Origin of the sequence: Bdellovibrio sp. (assembly GCF_047637665.1) — a bacterium.
Taxonomy (GTDB): Bacteria; Bdellovibrionota; Bdellovibrionia; order Bdellovibrionales; family Bdellovibrionaceae; genus Bdellovibrio.
In genome coordinates this window covers 65,309-82,712 of the sequence record NZ_JBLJBT010000005.1, presented here as the reverse complement: position 1 = coordinate 82,712, position 17,404 = coordinate 65,309, and the positions used below count along the sequence as shown (strand labels likewise).

20 protein-coding genes are annotated in these 17,404 nt (G+C 46.3%); 6 read left to right on the top strand and 14 right to left on the bottom strand.

Features of this window, described 5'->3' with window-relative positions; genetic code table 11:
* Nucleotide 1: 1 nt before the first annotated feature.
* Nucleotides 2–844: a hypothetical protein gene (locus ACM64D_RS00965; protein ID WP_415061306.1), complete on the bottom strand. Its 843-nt coding sequence runs from the start codon at nucleotides 842–844 to the stop codon at nucleotides 2–4.
* Between the two features lie 143 nt (nucleotides 845–987).
* Here ACM64D_RS00965 and ACM64D_RS00960 point away from each other — a divergent pair, with 143 nt between their 5' ends.
* Nucleotides 988–1,629: a matrixin family metalloprotease gene (locus ACM64D_RS00960; protein WP_415061305.1), complete on the top strand. Its 642-nt coding sequence runs from the start codon at nucleotides 988–990 to the stop codon at nucleotides 1,627–1,629.
* Nucleotide 1,630: 1 nt separating this feature from the next.
* Nucleotides 1,631–2,323, top strand: a complete 693-nt coding sequence (locus ACM64D_RS00955; protein ID WP_415061304.1) for a hypothetical protein — start codon at nucleotides 1,631–1,633, stop codon at nucleotides 2,321–2,323.
* On the opposite strand, the gene bamE is transcribed toward ACM64D_RS00955, so the two are convergent.
* From bamE to ACM64D_RS00925, 6 genes are all read right to left on the bottom strand, one after another.
* A complete protein-coding gene (gene bamE / locus ACM64D_RS00950; RefSeq protein WP_415061303.1) occupies nucleotides 2,313–2,690 on the bottom strand; it encodes an outer membrane protein assembly factor BamE in 378 nt (125 codons plus the stop codon). The genes ACM64D_RS00955 and bamE overlap by 11 nt on opposite strands.
* A gap of 163 nt (nucleotides 2,691–2,853) precedes the next feature.
* Nucleotides 2,854–3,441, bottom strand: coding sequence for a hypothetical protein (locus tag ACM64D_RS00945; protein ID WP_415061302.1), 588 nt, complete (start codon nucleotides 3,439–3,441; stop codon nucleotides 2,854–2,856).
* The gene (locus ACM64D_RS00940) at nucleotides 3,422–4,216 is read right to left on the bottom strand and encodes a hypothetical protein (RefSeq protein ID WP_415061301.1); all 795 of its coding nucleotides are present in this window, start codon (nucleotides 4,214–4,216) and stop codon (nucleotides 3,422–3,424) included. Before ACM64D_RS00940 ends, ACM64D_RS00945 begins: the two co-directional genes overlap by 20 nt.
* A complete protein-coding gene (secA, locus tag ACM64D_RS00935; RefSeq protein WP_415061300.1) occupies nucleotides 4,217–6,892 on the bottom strand; it encodes a preprotein translocase subunit SecA in 2,676 nt (891 codons plus the stop codon).
* A 526-nt stretch (nucleotides 6,893–7,418) separates the two neighbouring features.
* A complete protein-coding gene (locus tag ACM64D_RS00930; protein ID WP_415061299.1) occupies nucleotides 7,419–7,898 on the bottom strand; it encodes a tRNA (cytidine(34)-2'-O)-methyltransferase in 480 nt (159 codons plus the stop codon).
* Complete coding sequence (locus tag ACM64D_RS00925) at nucleotides 7,891–8,493, bottom strand: gamma-glutamylcyclotransferase family protein (protein ID WP_415061298.1); 603 nt, start codon at nucleotides 8,491–8,493, stop codon at nucleotides 7,891–7,893. The genes ACM64D_RS00930 and ACM64D_RS00925 overlap by 8 nt, the downstream gene beginning before the upstream one ends.
* A gap of 248 nt (nucleotides 8,494–8,741) precedes the next feature.
* On the opposite strand from ACM64D_RS00925, the gene ACM64D_RS00920 reads away from it, so the two are divergent.
* The 3 genes from ACM64D_RS00920 to ACM64D_RS00910 are packed head-to-tail and all read left to right on the top strand — an operon-like array spanning nucleotide 8,742 to nucleotide 11,000.
* Nucleotides 8,742–9,080 carry a P-II family nitrogen regulator gene (locus ACM64D_RS00920; RefSeq protein ID WP_415061297.1) on the top strand — a complete coding sequence of 113 codons (339 nt, stop codon included), beginning with the start codon at nucleotides 8,742–8,744 and terminating at the stop codon, nucleotides 9,078–9,080.
* A gap of 41 nt (nucleotides 9,081–9,121) precedes the next feature.
* Nucleotides 9,122–10,537 carry a type I glutamate--ammonia ligase gene (gene glnA / locus ACM64D_RS00915; RefSeq protein WP_415061344.1) on the top strand — a complete coding sequence of 472 codons (1,416 nt, stop codon included), beginning with the start codon at nucleotides 9,122–9,124 and terminating at the stop codon, nucleotides 10,535–10,537.
* Nucleotides 10,538–10,595: 58 nt separating this feature from the next.
* Entirely contained in the window at nucleotides 10,596–11,000 is a 405-nt protein-coding gene (locus tag ACM64D_RS00910; RefSeq protein WP_415061296.1) for a glycine cleavage system protein H, read from the top strand.
* A 31-nt stretch (nucleotides 11,001–11,031) separates the two neighbouring features.
* Here ACM64D_RS00910 and ACM64D_RS00905 read toward each other — a convergent pair whose 3' ends face one another.
* On the bottom strand, nucleotides 11,032–11,205 hold the full coding sequence (locus ACM64D_RS00905) for a DUF1328 domain-containing protein (RefSeq protein ID WP_415061295.1): 174 nt from the start codon (nucleotides 11,203–11,205) through the stop codon (nucleotides 11,032–11,034).
* A gap of 117 nt (nucleotides 11,206–11,322) precedes the next feature.
* Between ACM64D_RS00905 and ACM64D_RS00900 the strand changes: the two genes are divergently transcribed.
* Nucleotides 11,323–12,261, top strand: coding sequence for a DMT family transporter (locus ACM64D_RS00900; RefSeq protein WP_415061294.1), 939 nt, complete (start codon nucleotides 11,323–11,325; stop codon nucleotides 12,259–12,261).
* Here the strand turns inward: ACM64D_RS00900 and ACM64D_RS00895 are convergent.
* From ACM64D_RS00895 to ACM64D_RS00870, 6 genes are all read right to left on the bottom strand, one after another.
* Nucleotides 12,242–13,531: a hypothetical protein gene (locus ACM64D_RS00895; RefSeq protein ID WP_415061293.1), complete on the bottom strand. Its 1,290-nt coding sequence runs from the start codon at nucleotides 13,529–13,531 to the stop codon at nucleotides 12,242–12,244. The two genes, ACM64D_RS00900 and ACM64D_RS00895, sit on opposite strands and share 20 nt — an antisense overlap.
* Before the next feature lie 157 nt (nucleotides 13,532–13,688).
* Complete coding sequence (locus ACM64D_RS00890; RefSeq protein WP_415061292.1) at nucleotides 13,689–14,495, bottom strand: transporter; 807 nt, start codon at nucleotides 14,493–14,495, stop codon at nucleotides 13,689–13,691.
* A gap of 108 nt (nucleotides 14,496–14,603) precedes the next feature.
* Nucleotides 14,604–14,876, bottom strand: coding sequence for a peptidylprolyl isomerase (locus ACM64D_RS00885; protein ID WP_415061291.1), 273 nt, complete (start codon nucleotides 14,874–14,876; stop codon nucleotides 14,604–14,606).
* 8 nt (nucleotides 14,877–14,884) lie between these two features.
* Nucleotides 14,885–15,868, bottom strand: a complete 984-nt coding sequence (locus tag ACM64D_RS00880) for a hypothetical protein (protein WP_415061290.1) — start codon at nucleotides 15,866–15,868, stop codon at nucleotides 14,885–14,887.
* 146 nt (nucleotides 15,869–16,014) lie between these two features.
* Nucleotides 16,015–17,112: a tyrosine-type recombinase/integrase gene (locus ACM64D_RS00875; RefSeq protein WP_415061289.1), complete on the bottom strand. Its 1,098-nt coding sequence runs from the start codon at nucleotides 17,110–17,112 to the stop codon at nucleotides 16,015–16,017.
* On the bottom strand, nucleotides 17,102–17,341 hold the full coding sequence (locus ACM64D_RS00870) for a helix-turn-helix domain-containing protein (RefSeq protein ID WP_415061288.1): 240 nt from the start codon (nucleotides 17,339–17,341) through the stop codon (nucleotides 17,102–17,104). Before ACM64D_RS00870 ends, ACM64D_RS00875 begins: the two co-directional genes overlap by 11 nt.
* Between the last annotated feature and the right edge of the window lie 63 nt (nucleotides 17,342–17,404).

Here is a 17,404-nt window from a genome sequence, read left to right as displayed (position 1 = left end):
CCTATCTAAATATGGACATCGGTGGAACCAGCTCTTCAGGTTCCACTTTCATAAACGACAGCGGCTGACCTCTTTCTATAAAATCCAGATAGCTCTTTGACGAAATATCACTGAATTTTTCTACCTTTTCTTCACTCAAAGAGATTCGCAAGGGATCCTTGCAAGACTTCTTTCGGGAGCATTCTTCATAAGATGGCGTCCAAGAATCACCAAGGCGTTGGTAAGCCACCTTGCGATAGCCCTCGCTCGCGGCTCCAAAGATCGCCAAGGCCCGTTGCACTTTTTTACCATCTCGGCATACATACAGTGCTTCAAGTTCGTGAAGATGGGCAATACCGCCTTTGAGAGGATTTAGATCCCCCTTGGCTTTGAGTCGAAAATGAGTCGTCCTTTTTTGATCAACAAACTCATAACGAAGATGTCCGGCTTTTCTTTCTATCCACATCGACCAGCCTTTTGTGGAATGAGCCCCGATGTATTTTTTGTCCTGTCGCACATACAAAGTAAAAGGCTTCTGTCCCTTTATTCGCACGTCCACTTTTTGATCCCACGATCCCTGATAGTTCTGCGAGGCTAAACTTTCACTGGTAAAATCGATCTCGTCAAAAGCCGCCATCTTGAGGCCGGAACGTTCGCATTCTTTAGGAATTTTGATTTTCAGCTGTTTTTTTCGTCGCCCATCGTAAGACAAGAGATGGTTCTTCTCTAGGATACAGAAGATTTGCTCTTCTTCCTTAATTCCCTCAATCAAGGAATGAGTGCCCCCCAAGTGCTCGTCCGCCCACGCGCTCATCTCTGGAAAATCTTTCCAGGTATTCAAGAGAAATGAGAAGACCAGCTCCATAATCATCCTCCCAACTCTATGAGGAGACCCCCCAAGTGTGCAAACAAAATTTTGTTGCATTTCCATGTCGAGGCACAAACCTTCGTCGAGCTTTCAAAAAGTCCTCAACATATACGACTCGAACTCGTGTAAACTTAAATTCTATGAACAAATACATCATCTTCACCCTTTCCTTGCTGGCGCTCTGTTCATGCCAGAAGGGGCCCTCTGTTGGGCCCGGGGATGAGGAACATCTGGCCAGTGCCGCCGAGAATGATTGTGGATTTGTCCAGAATGCTTATGGCCAACGCGTCTCTTGGAAAAAGAATATTCCCATCACCCTGCAGCTCCACAAAGACTATCCCCCCGAGTATGAGGACACTTTAAAAAAGGCAGCACATCATTGGGATGAGTCTGCTGGCATGACCCTGTTTCGATTTGTTCACACAGAAAACCTTCTGCCAGAGACGGCACAAAAAGATACTCAGAACACAGTTCACTGGCTGCGCGAGTGGTCGGACAACCAAAAAAACATGCAGGGTCTGACAAATCTGTATTGGAAAGGGACGCAGATTTACGAGTCCGACGTGGCTATCAATAATAAGTATTTCAACTTTTTTATCGAAAGTCCCACGACCCCTTACGATGTCCATCTTGAAAGTCTTCTTATTCACGAGTTAGGACATGTGCTTGGACTCAAACATCGAAGCACCATTCCCAGTGTTATGTGGTCCGTCTTAAGCGGCGCGATCAAAAGAGATACCTTAACAACGGCTGATCGCGAAACCATAAAGTGCGAGTATTAAAATGAGAAGAAAAACGCCTTTACAGAAAATGTCGCGCATGATGAGTCTGATTCTTCTGCTGGCAGCTCTTCCGTTTGCTGTTACGGTTCTTGAGAAGAAATTAAATCCCCAGCGACAAGTGGCCTCGGATCAAGAGACGGACCCCATCGCTTTGACTGCAGATCATGATCTTTCGGACGCAAGCCCTGAAGAGTTTAAAAAAGCTTTTAAGTATCAGCTTCTCAAAGAAGCTTCTCTGGTGAAAACCAATGTCGGCCCTGGCATTTCTCTTGGTTTATTTCTGACCAAAAATGAAAGTGGCAATAAAGTTTTTGTCTGCGACGAATACCCTCTTATAGATCTGATTTTTGCTGCCGAAGGGGTGGCCTTCTCTGGGGAAATTCCACACATGGTGGTGCGGGGCCCCTGTCAGGTTAGCGCCGATCAAAGGCATATCGAGGCTTTGCCAATTCCATTCTCAAAAATTGTGGCAAGCCCTTTAAGTCAGTATGAATTTCAATCGGAACTCCCTGGCTCTCGGGAAAAAATACAAATCTACTTCCGAAATGCCGTTGAGTTCTGGCCCACGGAGTGGACTTGGGTGGGAGTCAAACTGTACGGAAAAAATCCGGAGGACACTTTGCAAATCAATGGATACGAAGTGATTTCCGTCTTGGGGGAACCCTTAACAGTCAAGGCTTCCTCTAACGAATAGGCTCAAATGTAGGGACATAACGAACTTTGTCGTCGCCCTTAACTTGTGACTCGTAGACCTCATAAGCACGTCGATATTTCTCAACGTCACGGGCAATCTGCTCGTCAATTTCACGATTCTTGGCTTCATGAACCAGATCCACCGCGGCAGCGGTTTTTACTGCATCAGGTTGCTTAATGTCGCCGGCATAGATGGCGTTACCTTCAAAGAACTGCACTTCTTTTTCAAAACGAATTCGATTGTCGTAGAAAACATACGTCCATCGATCTTTACCTTGAGTACGCTGAGTGCGGATGGGGGTTCCCATAAGGTCCAAGACATCATCTTTTTCCATGCCAGGCTTTACCTCGCCAAATTGCTTTAGCATAGATGTCTGACACGCTGTCGTGAATAAGCTCACACAAACGACAGGAATAGCCAAATATCGGAGCATACTTCCCCCATCTCTCTAAGTTATCAGTTTACTCGGATCTCAGAAAGGCCGCCACTTTCTTTTGTTTCATTTTGACACAAACGAGCGAGCTCTCGACTCATTTTTTCAGAATCACCGGCTCTGTCAGACTGGAAGGGCTTGAAGGATCTTTTTTATTCCGTTTGACCACGGACTCGTCCCCATGGGGGGATTTCCCACCCTCCGCCTCAGGAGTTTCATACTGCGAGCGCACCTTTTTAAGCGTTCTTTTTACTGAGGACGTGAGCGACATCTGCCCTTCCATTTCTTCAATGGATTTGAGCTCAATACGTTCATATTCTCGTTTTTCGGCTTGTCCCTTTTCTGGATAGCGATATTTCAAAAGAGCTCTTTGTTGATCATACTCTTTGAGATGATGCTCAAGTTCACGATGAATTGAAATCATTTGACGAATGATCTCATTCACTTTTTGCGTGTCCTTCGTATGCTGCTTTTCAACAATCAGCTTCTCAATTTCCCCTTCGGCAGAGCGGATCTTTGCTTCCAACCCCTGAACACGAGCTTGTACGACGGCAAAGGTCTCTTCACTGGACTTCACTTCTTTTTTTTGTTCCGGGGCTTTAGCCGTGCCCCCGCCCTCATTAGCGAAAGCCAAAGACGTGATCGTCAAAAAGATTAACAAAATCTTAGGAACCAGAAAGGACATCTTGCCTCCAAGAAATTTTACAAGGCAGATACTTTATTCGGTTGATAAGGACAGAGGCTTTAGCTGGGGATAAACCTCGCAAAACCAATCGTCCTCCACCCACTCCAGAAAGAAGGCTCGTCACATCCCAGCCAAAACGAGAATCCGTCATGGCCTCTTTGAGCTGCATTAAAAGATGACTGGACTCAATGCCCTCGATCACCACAGAGTATGCCAAAGGTCCCGTCGACGTGTTGGCGTTGGCAAAATCAGTCACATCAGAAAAGTCGGCCGTGTCTGGTGTCCCGGAAGACATGGGCTCTGGAGCATTCACTGAATCGAGCGTCTGGCTAAAATCATAGGGAACTTCACCCAGGGCTTCTTCTTCACTCGCCGCAGGAGTCTCAATTTCAGTTCCCGGAGGAATAACATCAGCAGGTGCTAAGTAAGGATCTTCTTGGGGCGCCATCTCTTCAGGCACTTCTTGCGGAATCTCCCCACCGAAAGCAGGCTCCACGGGAGCTGCATAATCTTGAGAACCCTCAAAACTAGAAAAATCTTGTTGGGGAGGGGGTTGAAACTCAGTGCCCGCTTGAAAATCAGCGCCACCTTGAAAGTCTGTCGCCGGCCCAAAATCATGAGTCGGTTCCGAAGGGTCCGACTCATGTTGAGCTGTCTCCGGCTGCCCACTCCAATCAATAAAGTAAACTGCATTGCAATGGGGACAAGTGAATAAGGTCCCCAAGTGTTTTTCCAGAATCTCTACCGGCTGTTGGCAACTCGGACATGGAATCAATTATCTTTTTCCTTTACCCTGTTTATCCAAACGACGGCGCTCTTCACGATTCATCGGACGATCATCGCGAGGGCCACTTTGGAAAGTCATCTTGCGCTTTGCAGGCTCTTCAGAACCATCCACCTGAGGCAACGTATGCCCGATGTCAGACTCTGAAGGAGACGAATAATCCAATTCATCCAAGTCAGCCTCTTCAGGACGAAGGCTTTCAAGAACTTGCTCTTCGGATTGCTGCGCGACCAACTGGACACGCATCACCTTTTCGATCGCGTCGTTCTTGATTGTGTTATTCAAAGTCTCAAACGCTTTAAAGGCTTCTTTTTTATACTCAATTAAAGGATCTTTTTGAGCATACCCACGAAGACCGATACCTTCTTTGAGTTTGTCGATCACGTACAAGTGGTTCTTCCAGTGGTGATCGATGCTTTGAAGTAAGATCATCTTTTGAACTTGTTCAAAGAAAGGGCCCATTGAAGACTTCTGACGCTCAAAAACTTCTTTTACGCCATTTTTAACCGCTTCAGTGACCGTGTCAGAGTTGATCGGCATTTTCTCGAAATCAACTTTGAAGCCGAACGTCTGCGCCAAAGAATTATTAAGTCCCTCGATGCTCCACTCTTCTTTTTTACCTTCTTCAGGAACATAGGTATCAAGAAGATTGGAAACAACGTCACCCAACCAATCCAAAGTTGTTCTTTCGATTTCTTGCCCCTCAAGAACCTTTCTACGCATACCGTAGATCGCATTTCTTTGTTGGTTCATGACAGAGTCGTACTCCATCAGATTTTTACGAATATCAAAGTTGTGACCTTCGACTTTGCGTTGTGCGCCTTCGATGGCATTGGTAACCATTTTAGCAGTGATCGGTTCATCCTCAGGAATGTTCAACATCTCCATGATTTTTTGGATGCGTTCACCGTTAAAGATTCTCATCAAGTTGTCTTCCAAAGAAAGGAAGAAACGAGACTCCCCGGGGTCTCCCTGACGACCAGCACGACCACGCAACTGATTGTCAATACGACGAGACTCATGTCTTTCCGTACCCACGATATAAAGACCGCCCAAAGTTCTCACTTCTTCACGTTCTTTTTCAACTTGCGCTTTCACTTTCGCTAAAGCCTCAAGATATTCTGGAGAATCATCATTCCCCACGGCCGCCTTCGCTAACATCTCGGCATTACCACCCAACATGATGTCAGTTCCACGACCGGCCATATTTGTGGCGATTGTCACGGCTCCCTTACGACCCGCTTGCGCGACAATTTCCGCTTCGCGCTCGTGATGTTTGGCATTGAGAACTTCATGTTTGATGCCCTCTTTACGCAAGAAAGCGCTCAAAGCTTCTGACTTCTCAATAGATGCCGTTCCGACAAGAACAGGCTGACCCTTAGAGGTTCTTTCTTTAATGTCCGTCGTGATCGCTTTGAACTTAGCTTTTTCAGACTTATAAACCACATCTTCTTGGTCTTTACGCTGAATAGGACGATTCGTCGGGATCACATTCACATCAAGTTTGTAAATCTTCTTAAACTCCACCGCTTCCGTATCAGCAGTTCCCGTCATACCCGACAACTTGTCATACATGCGGAAATAGTTTTGGAAGGTAATCGTCGCCAAAGTTTGGTTCTCAGATTTAACCTCGACACCCTCTTTAGCTTCGATCGCCTGGTGAAGACCATCACTCCAACGACGTCCCGGCATCAAACGACCCGTGAACTCGTCGACGATCACGATCTCTCCGTCTTTAATCATGTACTCAACATCAAGACGATAAAGATAGTGCGCCTTCAAACCTTGGTAAACGTGATGAAGGATTTCGATATTCTGAGGATCATAAAGATTGGAAAGGCCTAAAAGCTCTTCAACCTTCGCGTTCCCTTCGTCTGTCAAAGACGCCGTTTTGGTTTTTTCCTCCATCGTGAAGTGCGCATCACGCTTCAAGTGAGGAATGATGGCGTTCACGGCATGGTACTTTTCCGTGGATGATTCGGCAGGACCCGAAATAATAAGCGGCGTCCGCGCTTCATCGACCAAAATGGAGTCACACTCATCCACGATGGCAAAGTAGTGACCGCGCTGAACATAATCAGCTAAATCAAACTTCATATTGTCACGAAGGTAATCGAAACCTAATTCGTTGTTCGTACAGTATGTGATGTCACTGGCATACATTTGCTTACGCTGTTGATCGTTCAAACCATGGACAATGATCCCTGTTGTCAGACCCAACCATCCGTAAAGACGTCCCATCCACTCCGCATCACGACGAGCCAAGTAGTCATTCACAGTCACCACATGAACACCACGGCCAGTGAGCGCGTTGAGATACACAGGCAGTGTCGCCACGAGGGTCTTACCTTCCCCGGTTCTCATCTCGGCAATATTTCCGCGATTTAGAACAATCCCACCGATCAACTGCACGTCATAGTGACGCATTCCCAACACACGTTTTGAAGCTTCCCGACAAACCGCAAAGGCCTCAGGCAAAATGTCATCGACAGTTTCGCCTTTCTTGAGACGCTCTTGAAATTCAGGAGTCTTGGCTTTGAGTTGATCATCCGTGAGAGCCGCCATTTTTGGCTCCAAAGAATTAATTCGATCCACAAGTGGTTGGATCTTTTTCATTTCACGGTCGTGTTTTGTTCCAAAGATTTTTGTCAGAATTTGTGTAACCATAGCCTATGAGAATAGCCCTAAATTCCTCAAAGCGGCAAGGCAAGGGGTCAATTTCTAGATGCGTCATTGACGCGAATTCACTAGGAAAATTTTGAAATCCCTCGACGAAAGATGGGCTTCGATCGGGGGCTTGAGAGGGGCCGAGTTTGGCTACCCTGTCGCTACGATCGGCACGCCATCCAGGCTCAATCAGCGCCGGCTTCGCCGGTTCGGGCCATCCAGGCCCCGCTGAAGGCCTCTCTTCGGACAGGGTAGCCAAACTCGGCCCCTCTCAAGCTCATGAAACGACGCAAATCTCAAAGAGGCTTTAAAATATCCGTCATGATTTTGATTCCAGTACAGATTTGCAGGTAGGTGCTAGGCCCTAAGTTTCGTCCGGAGGGAGGCCTTTGCCGGCGCCACGATGGCGCGAACCGCACGACAGTGCGGCGGCAACTGAGCCCGGATGGCGTGCCGACCGCAGCGACGAAGCTTGGGGCCTAGCACCTACCTGCAAATCCGTCGCTCGAAGCAAGGTCTTGGATGGCTATTTTTTAAAGTTGATTTGTCTGACGCCTTCGTAGGCGGCAATAGCGACGCTGGTGGCGAGGTTGAGGCTTCTTGCGCCTTCGCCGATCATGGGGATTGTAACCGTTTGATTGGGATATTTGAGAAGAAGATCGGGATCGAGGCCCTTGGTTTCTTTGCCGAAGACAAGCCAGTCTCCGGGTTTGTAGTCGGGTTCAAAGTAGGTGCGTTGGGTCTTCGTCGTAAATAGCCAAACTCGAGAAGGATCTTCTACGAGTTTCCACCAGTCTGCGAATGTTTCGTGGCGATGCCATGTCAGGTGAGGCCAGTAATCAAGGCCAGCTCTTTTGAGATTTGTGTCGTTGATTTCAAAACCCATTTTGCCCACAAGATGGAGCTCACAGTTCGTGGCGACACAACTGCGCCCGATGTTCCCCGTGTTTTGAGGAATCTCGGGCTCAATGAGAACAATACGAAAAAGCTTTTGAGACTCAGGCAAGATGTTTATAAACCTCTTGGCCAAGTTTAGAAAGAGCCAAACGGCGACCTTTATCTACAATCAGCTCTAAATTCATAAGCTCACGGTAAAGATTCAGATCAATAGGAACGATCTCTCGGCCAGTCGAACGCCCTAATCTTTGAATATAGGTCACTTGTTTTTCCGTCAAACGAGAAGTCAAAGAGGGCTGCTCTTCTAAAGATCTTTTCCAGTCTCCCCCAGGAATAACCGAGGCGTTGACCGGCATTTTGAGTGGATTCAAAAAATAAACCCACGCCTTTACGGGCTGTGAAGCGCCTTCTGGAAAAACATCCACTTCTTCTCTAGAATAAAGGCTCCTCTCTGGATCTTGGCGATTAAAGCCAAAGAACTCATCCAAAAGAGATACCAATAAATCGGATCCCTTAAGCTCCACAAGCTGGCCCGGAACCAAATCACTGCCCCCCTTGACCATCGCCGGAAAGCCTACTTTCAGACGGTAGGCCGTGGCCTTAACCCTTGCAAATATTGAAGATTCCATGAAATTTTGGATCTTTGAAAAGTGAACCATGCCCTCACAAAAAGATCCATAGACGAAAAATCGCGCAGTAGTCATTATCCCCCCCGAGTACGACAACATTGATGGTTTTTCGAAAAAGTGGACCCGTGTGTACCAAAAACCACAAAGCACCGCAAGCCGCTTTCAAGGGAGTCGATCTTTTTTACCAAGAGGTGACACTTACTGGTTCGCGTTATGAGCTCATTAAAAAAATAAAATGACTTTATCTGTTTTTGCTTTCTTCAAACCTTTTGTTATCCTTTTGCAAATTGATTGAGGACTTCCTTTCAGCACAAAGAAGTTAGATGAAAAAAATTGAGGCCATTATAAAACCCTTCAAACTCGATGATGTGGTCGATGCTCTCTCAGAGGTCGGCGTAGAAGGGATCACTGTCTCAGAAGTTCGCGGATTCGGAAGACAAAAAGGGCGCACTGAAGTTTATAAAGGCGCCGAATACGTCGTAGACTTTCTTCCCAAAATTAAAATCGAAGTGGTTTTACCCTCGGCACTTGTCGAAAGCGCTGTGGAGGCCATTCGTAAAACGGCTCACACAGGCAAAATTGGTGACGGAAAAATTTTCGTTCTCCCTGTAGAGTCCGTCCTTCGCATTCGCACTGGTGAGAAGGACGAACAGGCACTGTAGATATTTTTATAGAACGGCTCGGAGGCCCCATGACCCAACAAATGAAAGCAAAAGAAGTCCTGAAGTTCGCCAATGAAAAAGGCGCAAAAATGGTCGATCTCAAGTTCTGTGACATGATCGGAACTTGGCAGCATCTCACCGTTCCTCTTCACCAACTGACCGAAGAGGCCTTCGAAGACGGCTTCGGTTTTGATGGAAGCTCCATTCGCGGCTGGAGAGGTATTGAAGAGTCTGACATGATCATTATGCCAGACCCAACCACCGCCATGATGGACCCCTTCATGCAGGTGCCCACCCTTTCTTTGATTTGCGACGTTTGTTTGCCTGAGACTTTGCAACCTTACAACAGAGATCCTCGTCAAATCGTGAAAAAAGCGATCGCCTACATGCAATCAACAGGAATTGCTGACACGGCTTACTTCGGTCCTGAGGCTGAGTTCTTTATTTTTGATGATGTTCGCTACGAACAAACCAGCAATTCTGCGTTCTACATGATCGATAGTGACGAAGCCGCATGGAACACCGGTCGAGACGAAGGCGGTCGAAATCTTGGTTACAAGATTCGCAGCAAAGAAGGTTACTTCCCGGCACTTCCTACGGATTCTCAACAAGATCTTCGCACTGAAATTTGTCTAGAGCTTGAAAGATGCGGCATGCAGGTTGAGCGTCATCACCATGAAGTCGCTTCTGCGGGTCAAGGTGAAATCAACTTCCGTTTTGATACCGCTCTGAACATGGGCGACAAGATGATGTGGTTTAAGTACATCGTTAGAAACGTAGCAAAACGTTACGGCAAAACCGTCACGTTCATGCCAAAACCTCTTTTTGGCGATAATGGTTCAGGAATGCATATTCATATGTCTTTGTGGAAAGACGGTAAAAATCTTTTTGCAGGAAACAAATATGCGGGTCTTTCGGAAATGGCTCTTTATTATATCGGTGGCGTTCTTAAACACGCTCCGGCTTTGTGCGGAATTATCAATCCGACAACAAATTCCTATAAACGTCTGGTTCCCGGCTTTGAAGCTCCAACAAAGCTAGCGTACAGCTTCAAGAACCGCTCTGCAGCAATGAGAATTCCGAACTCAGGCCCCAATCCAAAGGCAAAACGTATCGAGTTCCGCACCCCAGACCCTGCCGCCAATATTTATTTGGCGGAAGCTGCGATTTTAATGGCTGGACTTGATGGTATTATCAATAAGATCCACCCCGGTGATCCATTGGATAAGGATATTTACGGTCTTCCTCCTCAAGAAGCCGCGGCAATTCCTTCTGTTCCTGGCACTTTGGAAGAGTCTTTGAGCAACCTGCAGGCCAATGGCAGCTTCCTGAAAAAGGGCGATGTCTTTAGTGAGGACCTCATTGAGACTTGGATTCAATATAAAATCGACAAAGAAGTACGTCCAATTCAACAAAGACCTGTTCCCTACGAGTTCCATTTATATTACGATTGCTAAAAGACTGGACGCGGTACGGGTTTTTACTCGTACCGTAACTTAAACTTAGGGAAAGAAAATGGGATCAGACGACGTAAGAAATTTTATGGGCTATCTTTGGATTCGTCAGGAAGATGGCGTTATTACCATCGGAATCAATGAGGACGGCTTAGAAGACTTTGAAGAAATCAGCTCCGTCGAGCTTCCTGCAGAGCAGGAAAAAGTCGACGCTGACGTTGTCATTGGAACATTGGAAACAGATGACGGTCCTTTGGATATCTATTCTCCGGTCTCTGGAACCGTTATTGAAATCAACAGTCAGGTTATTGAGGAACCTTCACTTATCATCGAAGATCCTTATGAAGAGGGCTGGCTTGTGCGCATCGAAGCGGATGAAGACCTCGATGAAGAGGACGAAGACGATGAAGATGATGATGACGACTACGATGAGGACGATGACGACTACGAAGATGATGAAGATTAATTAAAAAAGCCCCGGAATCCCGGGGCTTTTTTTATCGATGCCCGCGACGGCCCATCAGATTTATAAGAAAACTGATGATCGCCAAGGCCAAGAATACCATGAGTAGCAGTCGACCAATCTCCATAGACATACCGGCAACTCCCGAGGCACCAAAAATAAAAGCCACAATCGCAATAATGAAAAAAGTAATAGCGGCTCTAAGCATAGGGACCTCCTTTCCTTCAACTCATCTTTAGTATCCTCTTCTCCTTACAGAACGGCATATTTCTTTGCCGTTCCTGACAAGACTCAATTTTTTGATGTGTTGCTTGGCAGGTAAAAAGTGAGTACTCTCTTCGAATGCCGTTCGACGGCGGATGGGACTTATCTAAAGATGTCTTCACGATTTGAAAACCTGATCCTGTATTCCATTTGCACGCTTATTTGGGGATCCACTTGGTTAGTCATCACCTTTCAGGTCGATGCCGCTTCTCCGGTCACATCAGTTTTTTGGCGCTTCCTAGTCGCGGCCGGAATTTTGGCGGCCTTTTGTTTCTTTAAAAAACAGAACTTGAGATATTCTCGCCGCGAACACGTGCTCTTTGCAGCTCAAGGTGTCTTCATGTTCTCCGTCAATTATATGCTGACTTATATTGCTGAAACGATGATCAGCTCGGGTCTGGTCGCATTAAGTTTCACAGTCCTTGTCTATTACAACATATTTGGGATGCGTCTTTTCTTTAAAAAACCCATCACCAGAAATGTGATTATTGGTTCTGCTTTGGGCGGAATAGGAATCATTTTTATCTTTCTCAATGAAATTTTACATTTTGATCCGAACTCTAAAACGATCTTAGGTCTGCTGATTGGATTCTTAGCCACTCTTTCCGCCTCGACGGGAAATATGGTGGCCCAGAAAAGTTATCAACTGCGTATTCCCGTCGTTGTCACAAATACTTTTGGTATGTTTTATGGAAGTCTTTTTACTTTGATCGTGGCGCTGATCCACGGAGACTCTCTCGCCATTCCACTGACGGGAAGATTTCTGGGAGCTTTACTTTATTTATCTCTTTTTGGATCCGTCATTGCCTTCGGCGCCTACCTCTCGTTGGCAGGGAAAATTGGTGCTGAGAAAGCGGCCTACACCAGCGTGATCTCTCCGGTCATTGCCATTATTCTTTCAAGCTTCTTTGAGAACTTCAAATGGACGCCCTATATTTTGGTGGGCGTCCTTCTTTGCCTTCTTGGAAATATTCTGACCCTTACCAAGCGGGCGGCGTGATTCCGGGAGGCAGAAAGAAGACCCCCGTTTGATACATGATCGAGATGGTCTTTTCCGTGGTCTTACGCAGATCACGGCCTTGAGGTGCTCCGTTATCCACAATAATCATCCCGTCGTCTCCGGCAGAAATATAAGTATGACCCGGAGTCAACCCAGAGCCATTCATCAGAAACGAACCCAGAATAGGGCGATACAGCGTAGAATCCCAGGGCACCCATCCGGCTTTGTAGAGAGCCATAGAGAAATTCACCACGGCTGCCGAGTTCGACCAAATAAGTTCATTCCCTTTGCCTTTACTAAAGTCCTCCGTCACACGGTATCCCGCGCGCTGATAAGCTTGTCGTAAAAGTTCTGATTGAAACTCCGCACATGGCACATTCGAAAATCCATGTCGAACCGCCGTTGCTTGCGTCGCAATAGTCCAAGCTCCCAAAGGGGAAATCACACCTGATTTTTCGAAATTGATCGACCATTGAGTGGCCTTCGCTTTGTCCATCATCAAATAGGATTTTGGCGTCGCCACCGTCCGATTTACCGCCTTCTTGAGTTCACTATAGATGCTGTCCCACTTTTGCTTTTGAGCTGCCGACAAGGAACTTGGACTGACTCCTTTGTTTAATCGCGCTCCGAAACGTTTTGTGACCGAATTGGTATACTTGAACTTAGGCTTTCCGGTCGGATCATAGTATTTTAAAAAGCCAGCTCCGGGCGTGGAGCCGGCCACCACCGCAAAGTTTCCGTCAGAACCTTCAAGGCTTCCCACAATGGAGGCAAAAATAAAAAGACCCCCGCTGGTTTGATTGATCTCATCAATTTTCTTCTGGGGAAACTGGGACACATACTGCGACGCCACTGATACAATCTTCACTGGATACAGGAAACCTGTACTGGATCTTTCAATGTTTCCACTCGAGTTTCTGAAATCCAAATGTTTCACATCATAGTTTGTCGGAACTTCGATCTGAGTGCCTTCAGGCAGTTCGATCTTTGCTTCCAACACACCGGCTTTTTCGTATCGCAAGGTCATCGCTTGATTGAGCAACAGTTTCTGACTGGTAACGGCAACATCACTCCCTGGCTCCGTGGGAGTCGGCGCTGGGGGCTCCCCTGTCACCGGCGAAGGCGTCACGTCAGGAGTGGGCTCAACAACAGAGGCGCTCTCGTTTCCCGATTCATCAATACTGGGCCAATCGTTCGAGCGTGCACACGCCGCCAATCCCAGAGCAAAGAATAAAAAGACTGTTCTTTTTAAAGATGTGGTTCGAATCATAAAAAAGACTCCTCCGTGCTATGGAGGAGTCTTCGGTCGACTCATATTAGAAATTGAATGTCTTTGAGACTGTCCAAAAGCTAATCAGGACTTTTTCCACAAGTGGAAAAATATTTGATAGAAATATCTTCCACCGTGTTTGTTTAGGTCTGGATAACTACCAAAGCTTCGATTCAATAGAAAGATAGAGGAAAACGCCTCTTTCATGTTGTTCCGCAGAAGGGCCCGCACCCAACATGGCAGCGATACCAGGAACCACCTCGGTCTCTTCGCCCACCGCAAAAGCACTGCGAATCCCAGGAACTACATAGTAAGTCGAACTGCTGCCTTTGGTGTCTTGAGCGGCCACGTTTTCATTGTTGTTCATAACAAATTCACAGATCAAATTTGTTTTTGGAGTCACGTTGTAGATCACACTTGTACCAAAATTAAATCCAAACAAAGAGGCCGTTTCACCAAGGCTGTTTTTAGCATCTGGAGTGTAAGTGAATCCCGCATTCCAGTGATTGGTCCACTTCTCGTTAAGGGCGATCGAAATCGCCTGATTGAATTGAAACCCCACAACGCCGTTACCAAAACCTTTTTTATAATCCCCCGTAGGAACGATCAAAGAGAAGCGAGGTGCAATGGAGATCATCTCGGTGTTCATCAATTGGTAACGGTAGTTCAACAAGACGTCGCCCACCTGGGTTTGATCGTCAGTGCCACTATTCTTTTTAGCAACGGGAATAACATAGGAAAACTGATGTGTTTCATCAGGCACAGGAATCTCATTCGTGAATGAATACCCCCACTCATGCACAGGATCGAGATACTGATAGGTTTGAATGAACTGAACCACTCCGGGCTCTTGATTGTAAGCCTCTTCGATCAGAAAAGAATTGTCTTTTACGACCGCCGCTTGTGCGGTGATGGCTCCCAACAAAGACAAAATACAAACGCTCCACAATCCTTTTAAGCTCATAGCTCCTCCAAAAAAATTTATTCTTGATAGTTTTTAGGATTTGCTAATAAAAAGCCAGCAGATCTATTGGAAAAATAGAGACCCAAACCAAAGGTGAGTTTTAAGTTTTTACTCTGTTCTTTTGATGAGATGATAACCAAACTTCGTGCGCACGGGTTTTGTCGAGATCTGCCCCACCTTCAGAGCAAAAGCGGCCTCTTCAAAGTTTTCATCCATGCGCCCCGAAGCAAAAGACCCCAGGTCCCCCCCCTGCGACGCCGAAGAACACTTGGAGTGGCGTCGAGCCAACTCTTCAAAACTCTTCCCGTCCTTTAATGCGCGCAGAAGATCTTCTGCTTCATATTGGTGTTGCACCAAAATGTGACTAGCTCTTATTTTCATTAGATTCCTTAAATTTTGCCGAAGACGAATTCAAACTTGATATACAAATTATAAAGCGCGCGGAAGTTTGTTTCCCGCTCCCACGCAATTTCTGGATGAATTTCCAGGAATACCCACTTTACGGGCAATTCTCGACGATAGACAGAAGCCAGACTGACTCGGTTGCTATAGAACGTATAGTCCTCATAAATCGTATTATAGCGAAGGTCGTAGGAAATCGCGCTCGTTTCAGAAATCTGCTGCAACAACGAGGGCCCGTGCGCAGAACTCAGCCCATTATTTGTCATGGCCCAATACTTTTCGTTTATAAAACGGAATAAAAGGTCTCGCGTGAGGGCATAGTCCGAAGTTAAGGACGTCACTTCCTCCCATTCGCTTCTTTTTGACCACCCCACCTGCTCATAGAATGAATGAACGAATTTTCCCAACAACCAGTCTCTTCTAAGACGAAGTCGCCCAAAGTAATTAATGGGATTGGCGATCACCACACCACTTTCTTGGTTCAGATCCCATTGGCTTTCTTTATTGAATTTTTCAGGATCTACTTCGGTCACGTCAGTGTCTTCGCGCGCCACGGACATCAGGGTGTCAGTAACTTTTTCCTGAACTCTTTGAAAGTTCGGCAAATAAAGGTTCAAGGTGGCTTCGATATCCTCAGCCCCCGTCGTTCCGTCTTTCACAAAAAACGTCTGCCCTACGCGCAACGTGCTTGTGTTTTTACGGTCATCCGCTCTGCGATCTCCAAAAAGAGAGTCCACCTTATCCGCCAAGCGAAGCACACGATTGGAAACAGTTTTTCGAGTCTCTTCAAGATAGGTTCCCCCAATCTCAAGAACACTTTCTTCAGGAAGCGCCTCAGGAACCTTGGATTTGGGAGTTGCTTTCTTAGCCTTTGGTCTAGGCTGAGCCTCTAGATTAGCCCAAGCCATCTGTGGGCCGCCCCACAGGACGACCAGTGTAAGTATCAAATATCCAAGCAAACGACCCCGCATATCTCTAGGCTAGGGACGCTTATGAAAAAAGTCATCTACGTTTATTGTGGTTGCTCCTATGGAGCCGCGATGAGGATGGTAGGGAGTGCGGAGGATAGAAATCTTCAATGATTTCAATGCCTCTTTGCTCCCACTCGAACAATATGTTACATCGACCTGAGTTCTACGACTTTTCCGATGGTAACACCATGTGTTTCCATATTATCAAGGACACTGGTTGAGTTTTTAATGTCGATTCCAGCCTTCCGCATATAGATCATCATTGTGTCCATATCCTTCCAGCCTCCCATTGCCATGACCTTACTGGGGGCAACGCCTTTATTTAATAGCAGTGTTGCCCAAGACGCCCTTAGATCATGAAACCGAATTTGGGGTAAACCCAATGAGGCCAGAAGAAACCTCAACTCACGTGCCTGCTCCCCTTTGTCCCACTTACTTAATCTAGGCAAAACAAAGTCACTACCTGCCGACTGAAGTTTCAACTCTTTCAGTGTCGGCAATAACGGCGTTGGAATCTCCACAATTCGATCATCACCCGACTTAGTGGATTTGTACCCATCCTTACTGCTCCATGAAACATTCACAAGAATCTGTCTTTTCTCCAGACTCACCTTGTCCCATGTTAGAGCGTATAGCTCACCATTTCTCATCCCGGTATAGAGAGCCACGGCGTAATGGGGATACCAATCCCACTTTGTTGCCTGGGCACTCCTAAGAAGAAGTACGATCTGATCCTCGGTCAACACAGACTTAATCTTATCCTTAATCTTGAACTTCAAAAGGGGGGTTGGATTTCTGATAATTATCCCCTGCTCAAGAGCATATTGGAAGGCTCCACGTATGCACTTAATGAAAAACTTCTTATGGGCTTCAGCATTACTGCCTAAGCGCTCATTGAGAAGCTTGTGGATTTCCTCTGTTGTGATTTCATCCACATACTTTTCTCCCCAAGCTTCCGTCGTATGGTGCCGCAAAACCTTCTCTCGATTGTAAACCGTGGAGTTCATCAATCCTGCTAGCTTGATGGCCTCAAAATATTGATCCAAAAAGATCTCCCATGTGGGAATGACCTTTTTTTTTATCTTCTCTTCCACTTTTACAATCAACTCAGCATAGATCCGATTTGCCTCTGCTTTAGATTTAATCCCTTTACGAATCAGTCCCATAGGTTGACGAGTAATCGGATGTCTTTTTGCATAAGAAACGGAGTAAGTCCCGGTCTTACTTTCTAACTTAATTCCCATATTGGCCCCTTTTCTGGGAGCGCAATAAGGTTTCTAGCTCATCTTTTCGATAACGGTTCCTGCGACCTAACTTATAATACGGCAATTGACCGTTTGAAGTCATATTACGCAGGGCCTTCACCGATATCCGCAAAAACTTTGCGGCTTCTTCACTATTCAGCCACTCAAATTTCAAAGAGCCTTCAGAGAAAGACTTATTCTCTCCCCGATTTTCTTCTGGATCTCTCATAAAAGAACACCAAGTGCAAGTTGCGCTCCTGTCACAACGGTCACAATCGTCATTATGACGCTG

Coding starts and splice junctions, on each gene's coding strand:
- ACM64D_RS00965 (WP_415061306.1), bottom strand. CDS start 844: ATGGAGCTGGTCTTCTCATTTCTCTTGAATACCTGGAAAGATTTTCCA.
- ACM64D_RS00960 (WP_415061305.1), top strand. CDS start 988: ATGAACAAATACATCATCTTCACCCTTTCCTTGCTGGCGCTCTGTTCA.
- ACM64D_RS00955 (WP_415061304.1), top strand. CDS start 1,631: ATGAGAAGAAAAACGCCTTTACAGAAAATGTCGCGCATGATGAGTCTG.
- bamE (WP_415061303.1), bottom strand. CDS start 2,690: ATGCTAAAGCAATTTGGCGAGGTAAAGCCTGGCATGGAAAAAGATGAT.
- ACM64D_RS00945 (WP_415061302.1), bottom strand. CDS start 3,441: ATGTCCTTTCTGGTTCCTAAGATTTTGTTAATCTTTTTGACGATCACG.
- secA (WP_415061300.1), bottom strand. CDS start 6,892: ATGGTTACACAAATTCTGACAAAAATCTTTGGAACAAAACACGACCGT.
- ACM64D_RS00925 (WP_415061298.1), bottom strand. CDS start 8,493: ATGACTACTGCGCGATTTTTCGTCTATGGATCTTTTTGTGAGGGCATG.
- ACM64D_RS00920 (WP_415061297.1), top strand. CDS start 8,742: ATGAAAAAAATTGAGGCCATTATAAAACCCTTCAAACTCGATGATGTG.
- glnA (WP_415061344.1), top strand. CDS start 9,122: ATGAAAGCAAAAGAAGTCCTGAAGTTCGCCAATGAAAAAGGCGCAAAA.
- ACM64D_RS00910 (WP_415061296.1), top strand. CDS start 10,596: ATGGGATCAGACGACGTAAGAAATTTTATGGGCTATCTTTGGATTCGT.
- ACM64D_RS00905 (WP_415061295.1), bottom strand. CDS start 11,205: ATGCTTAGAGCCGCTATTACTTTTTTCATTATTGCGATTGTGGCTTTT.
- ACM64D_RS00895 (WP_415061293.1), bottom strand. CDS start 13,531: ATGATTCGAACCACATCTTTAAAAAGAACAGTCTTTTTATTCTTTGCT.
- ACM64D_RS00890 (WP_415061292.1), bottom strand. CDS start 14,495: ATGAGCTTAAAAGGATTGTGGAGCGTTTGTATTTTGTCTTTGTTGGGA.
- ACM64D_RS00885 (WP_415061291.1), bottom strand. CDS start 14,876: ATGAAAATAAGAGCTAGTCACATTTTGGTGCAACACCAATATGAAGCA.
- ACM64D_RS00880 (WP_415061290.1), bottom strand. CDS start 15,868: ATGCGGGGTCGTTTGCTTGGATATTTGATACTTACACTGGTCGTCCTG.
- ACM64D_RS00875 (WP_415061289.1), bottom strand. CDS start 17,112: ATGGGAATTAAGTTAGAAAGTAAGACCGGGACTTACTCCGTTTCTTAT.
- ACM64D_RS00870 (WP_415061288.1), bottom strand. CDS start 17,341: ATGAGAGATCCAGAAGAAAATCGGGGAGAGAATAAGTCTTTCTCTGAA.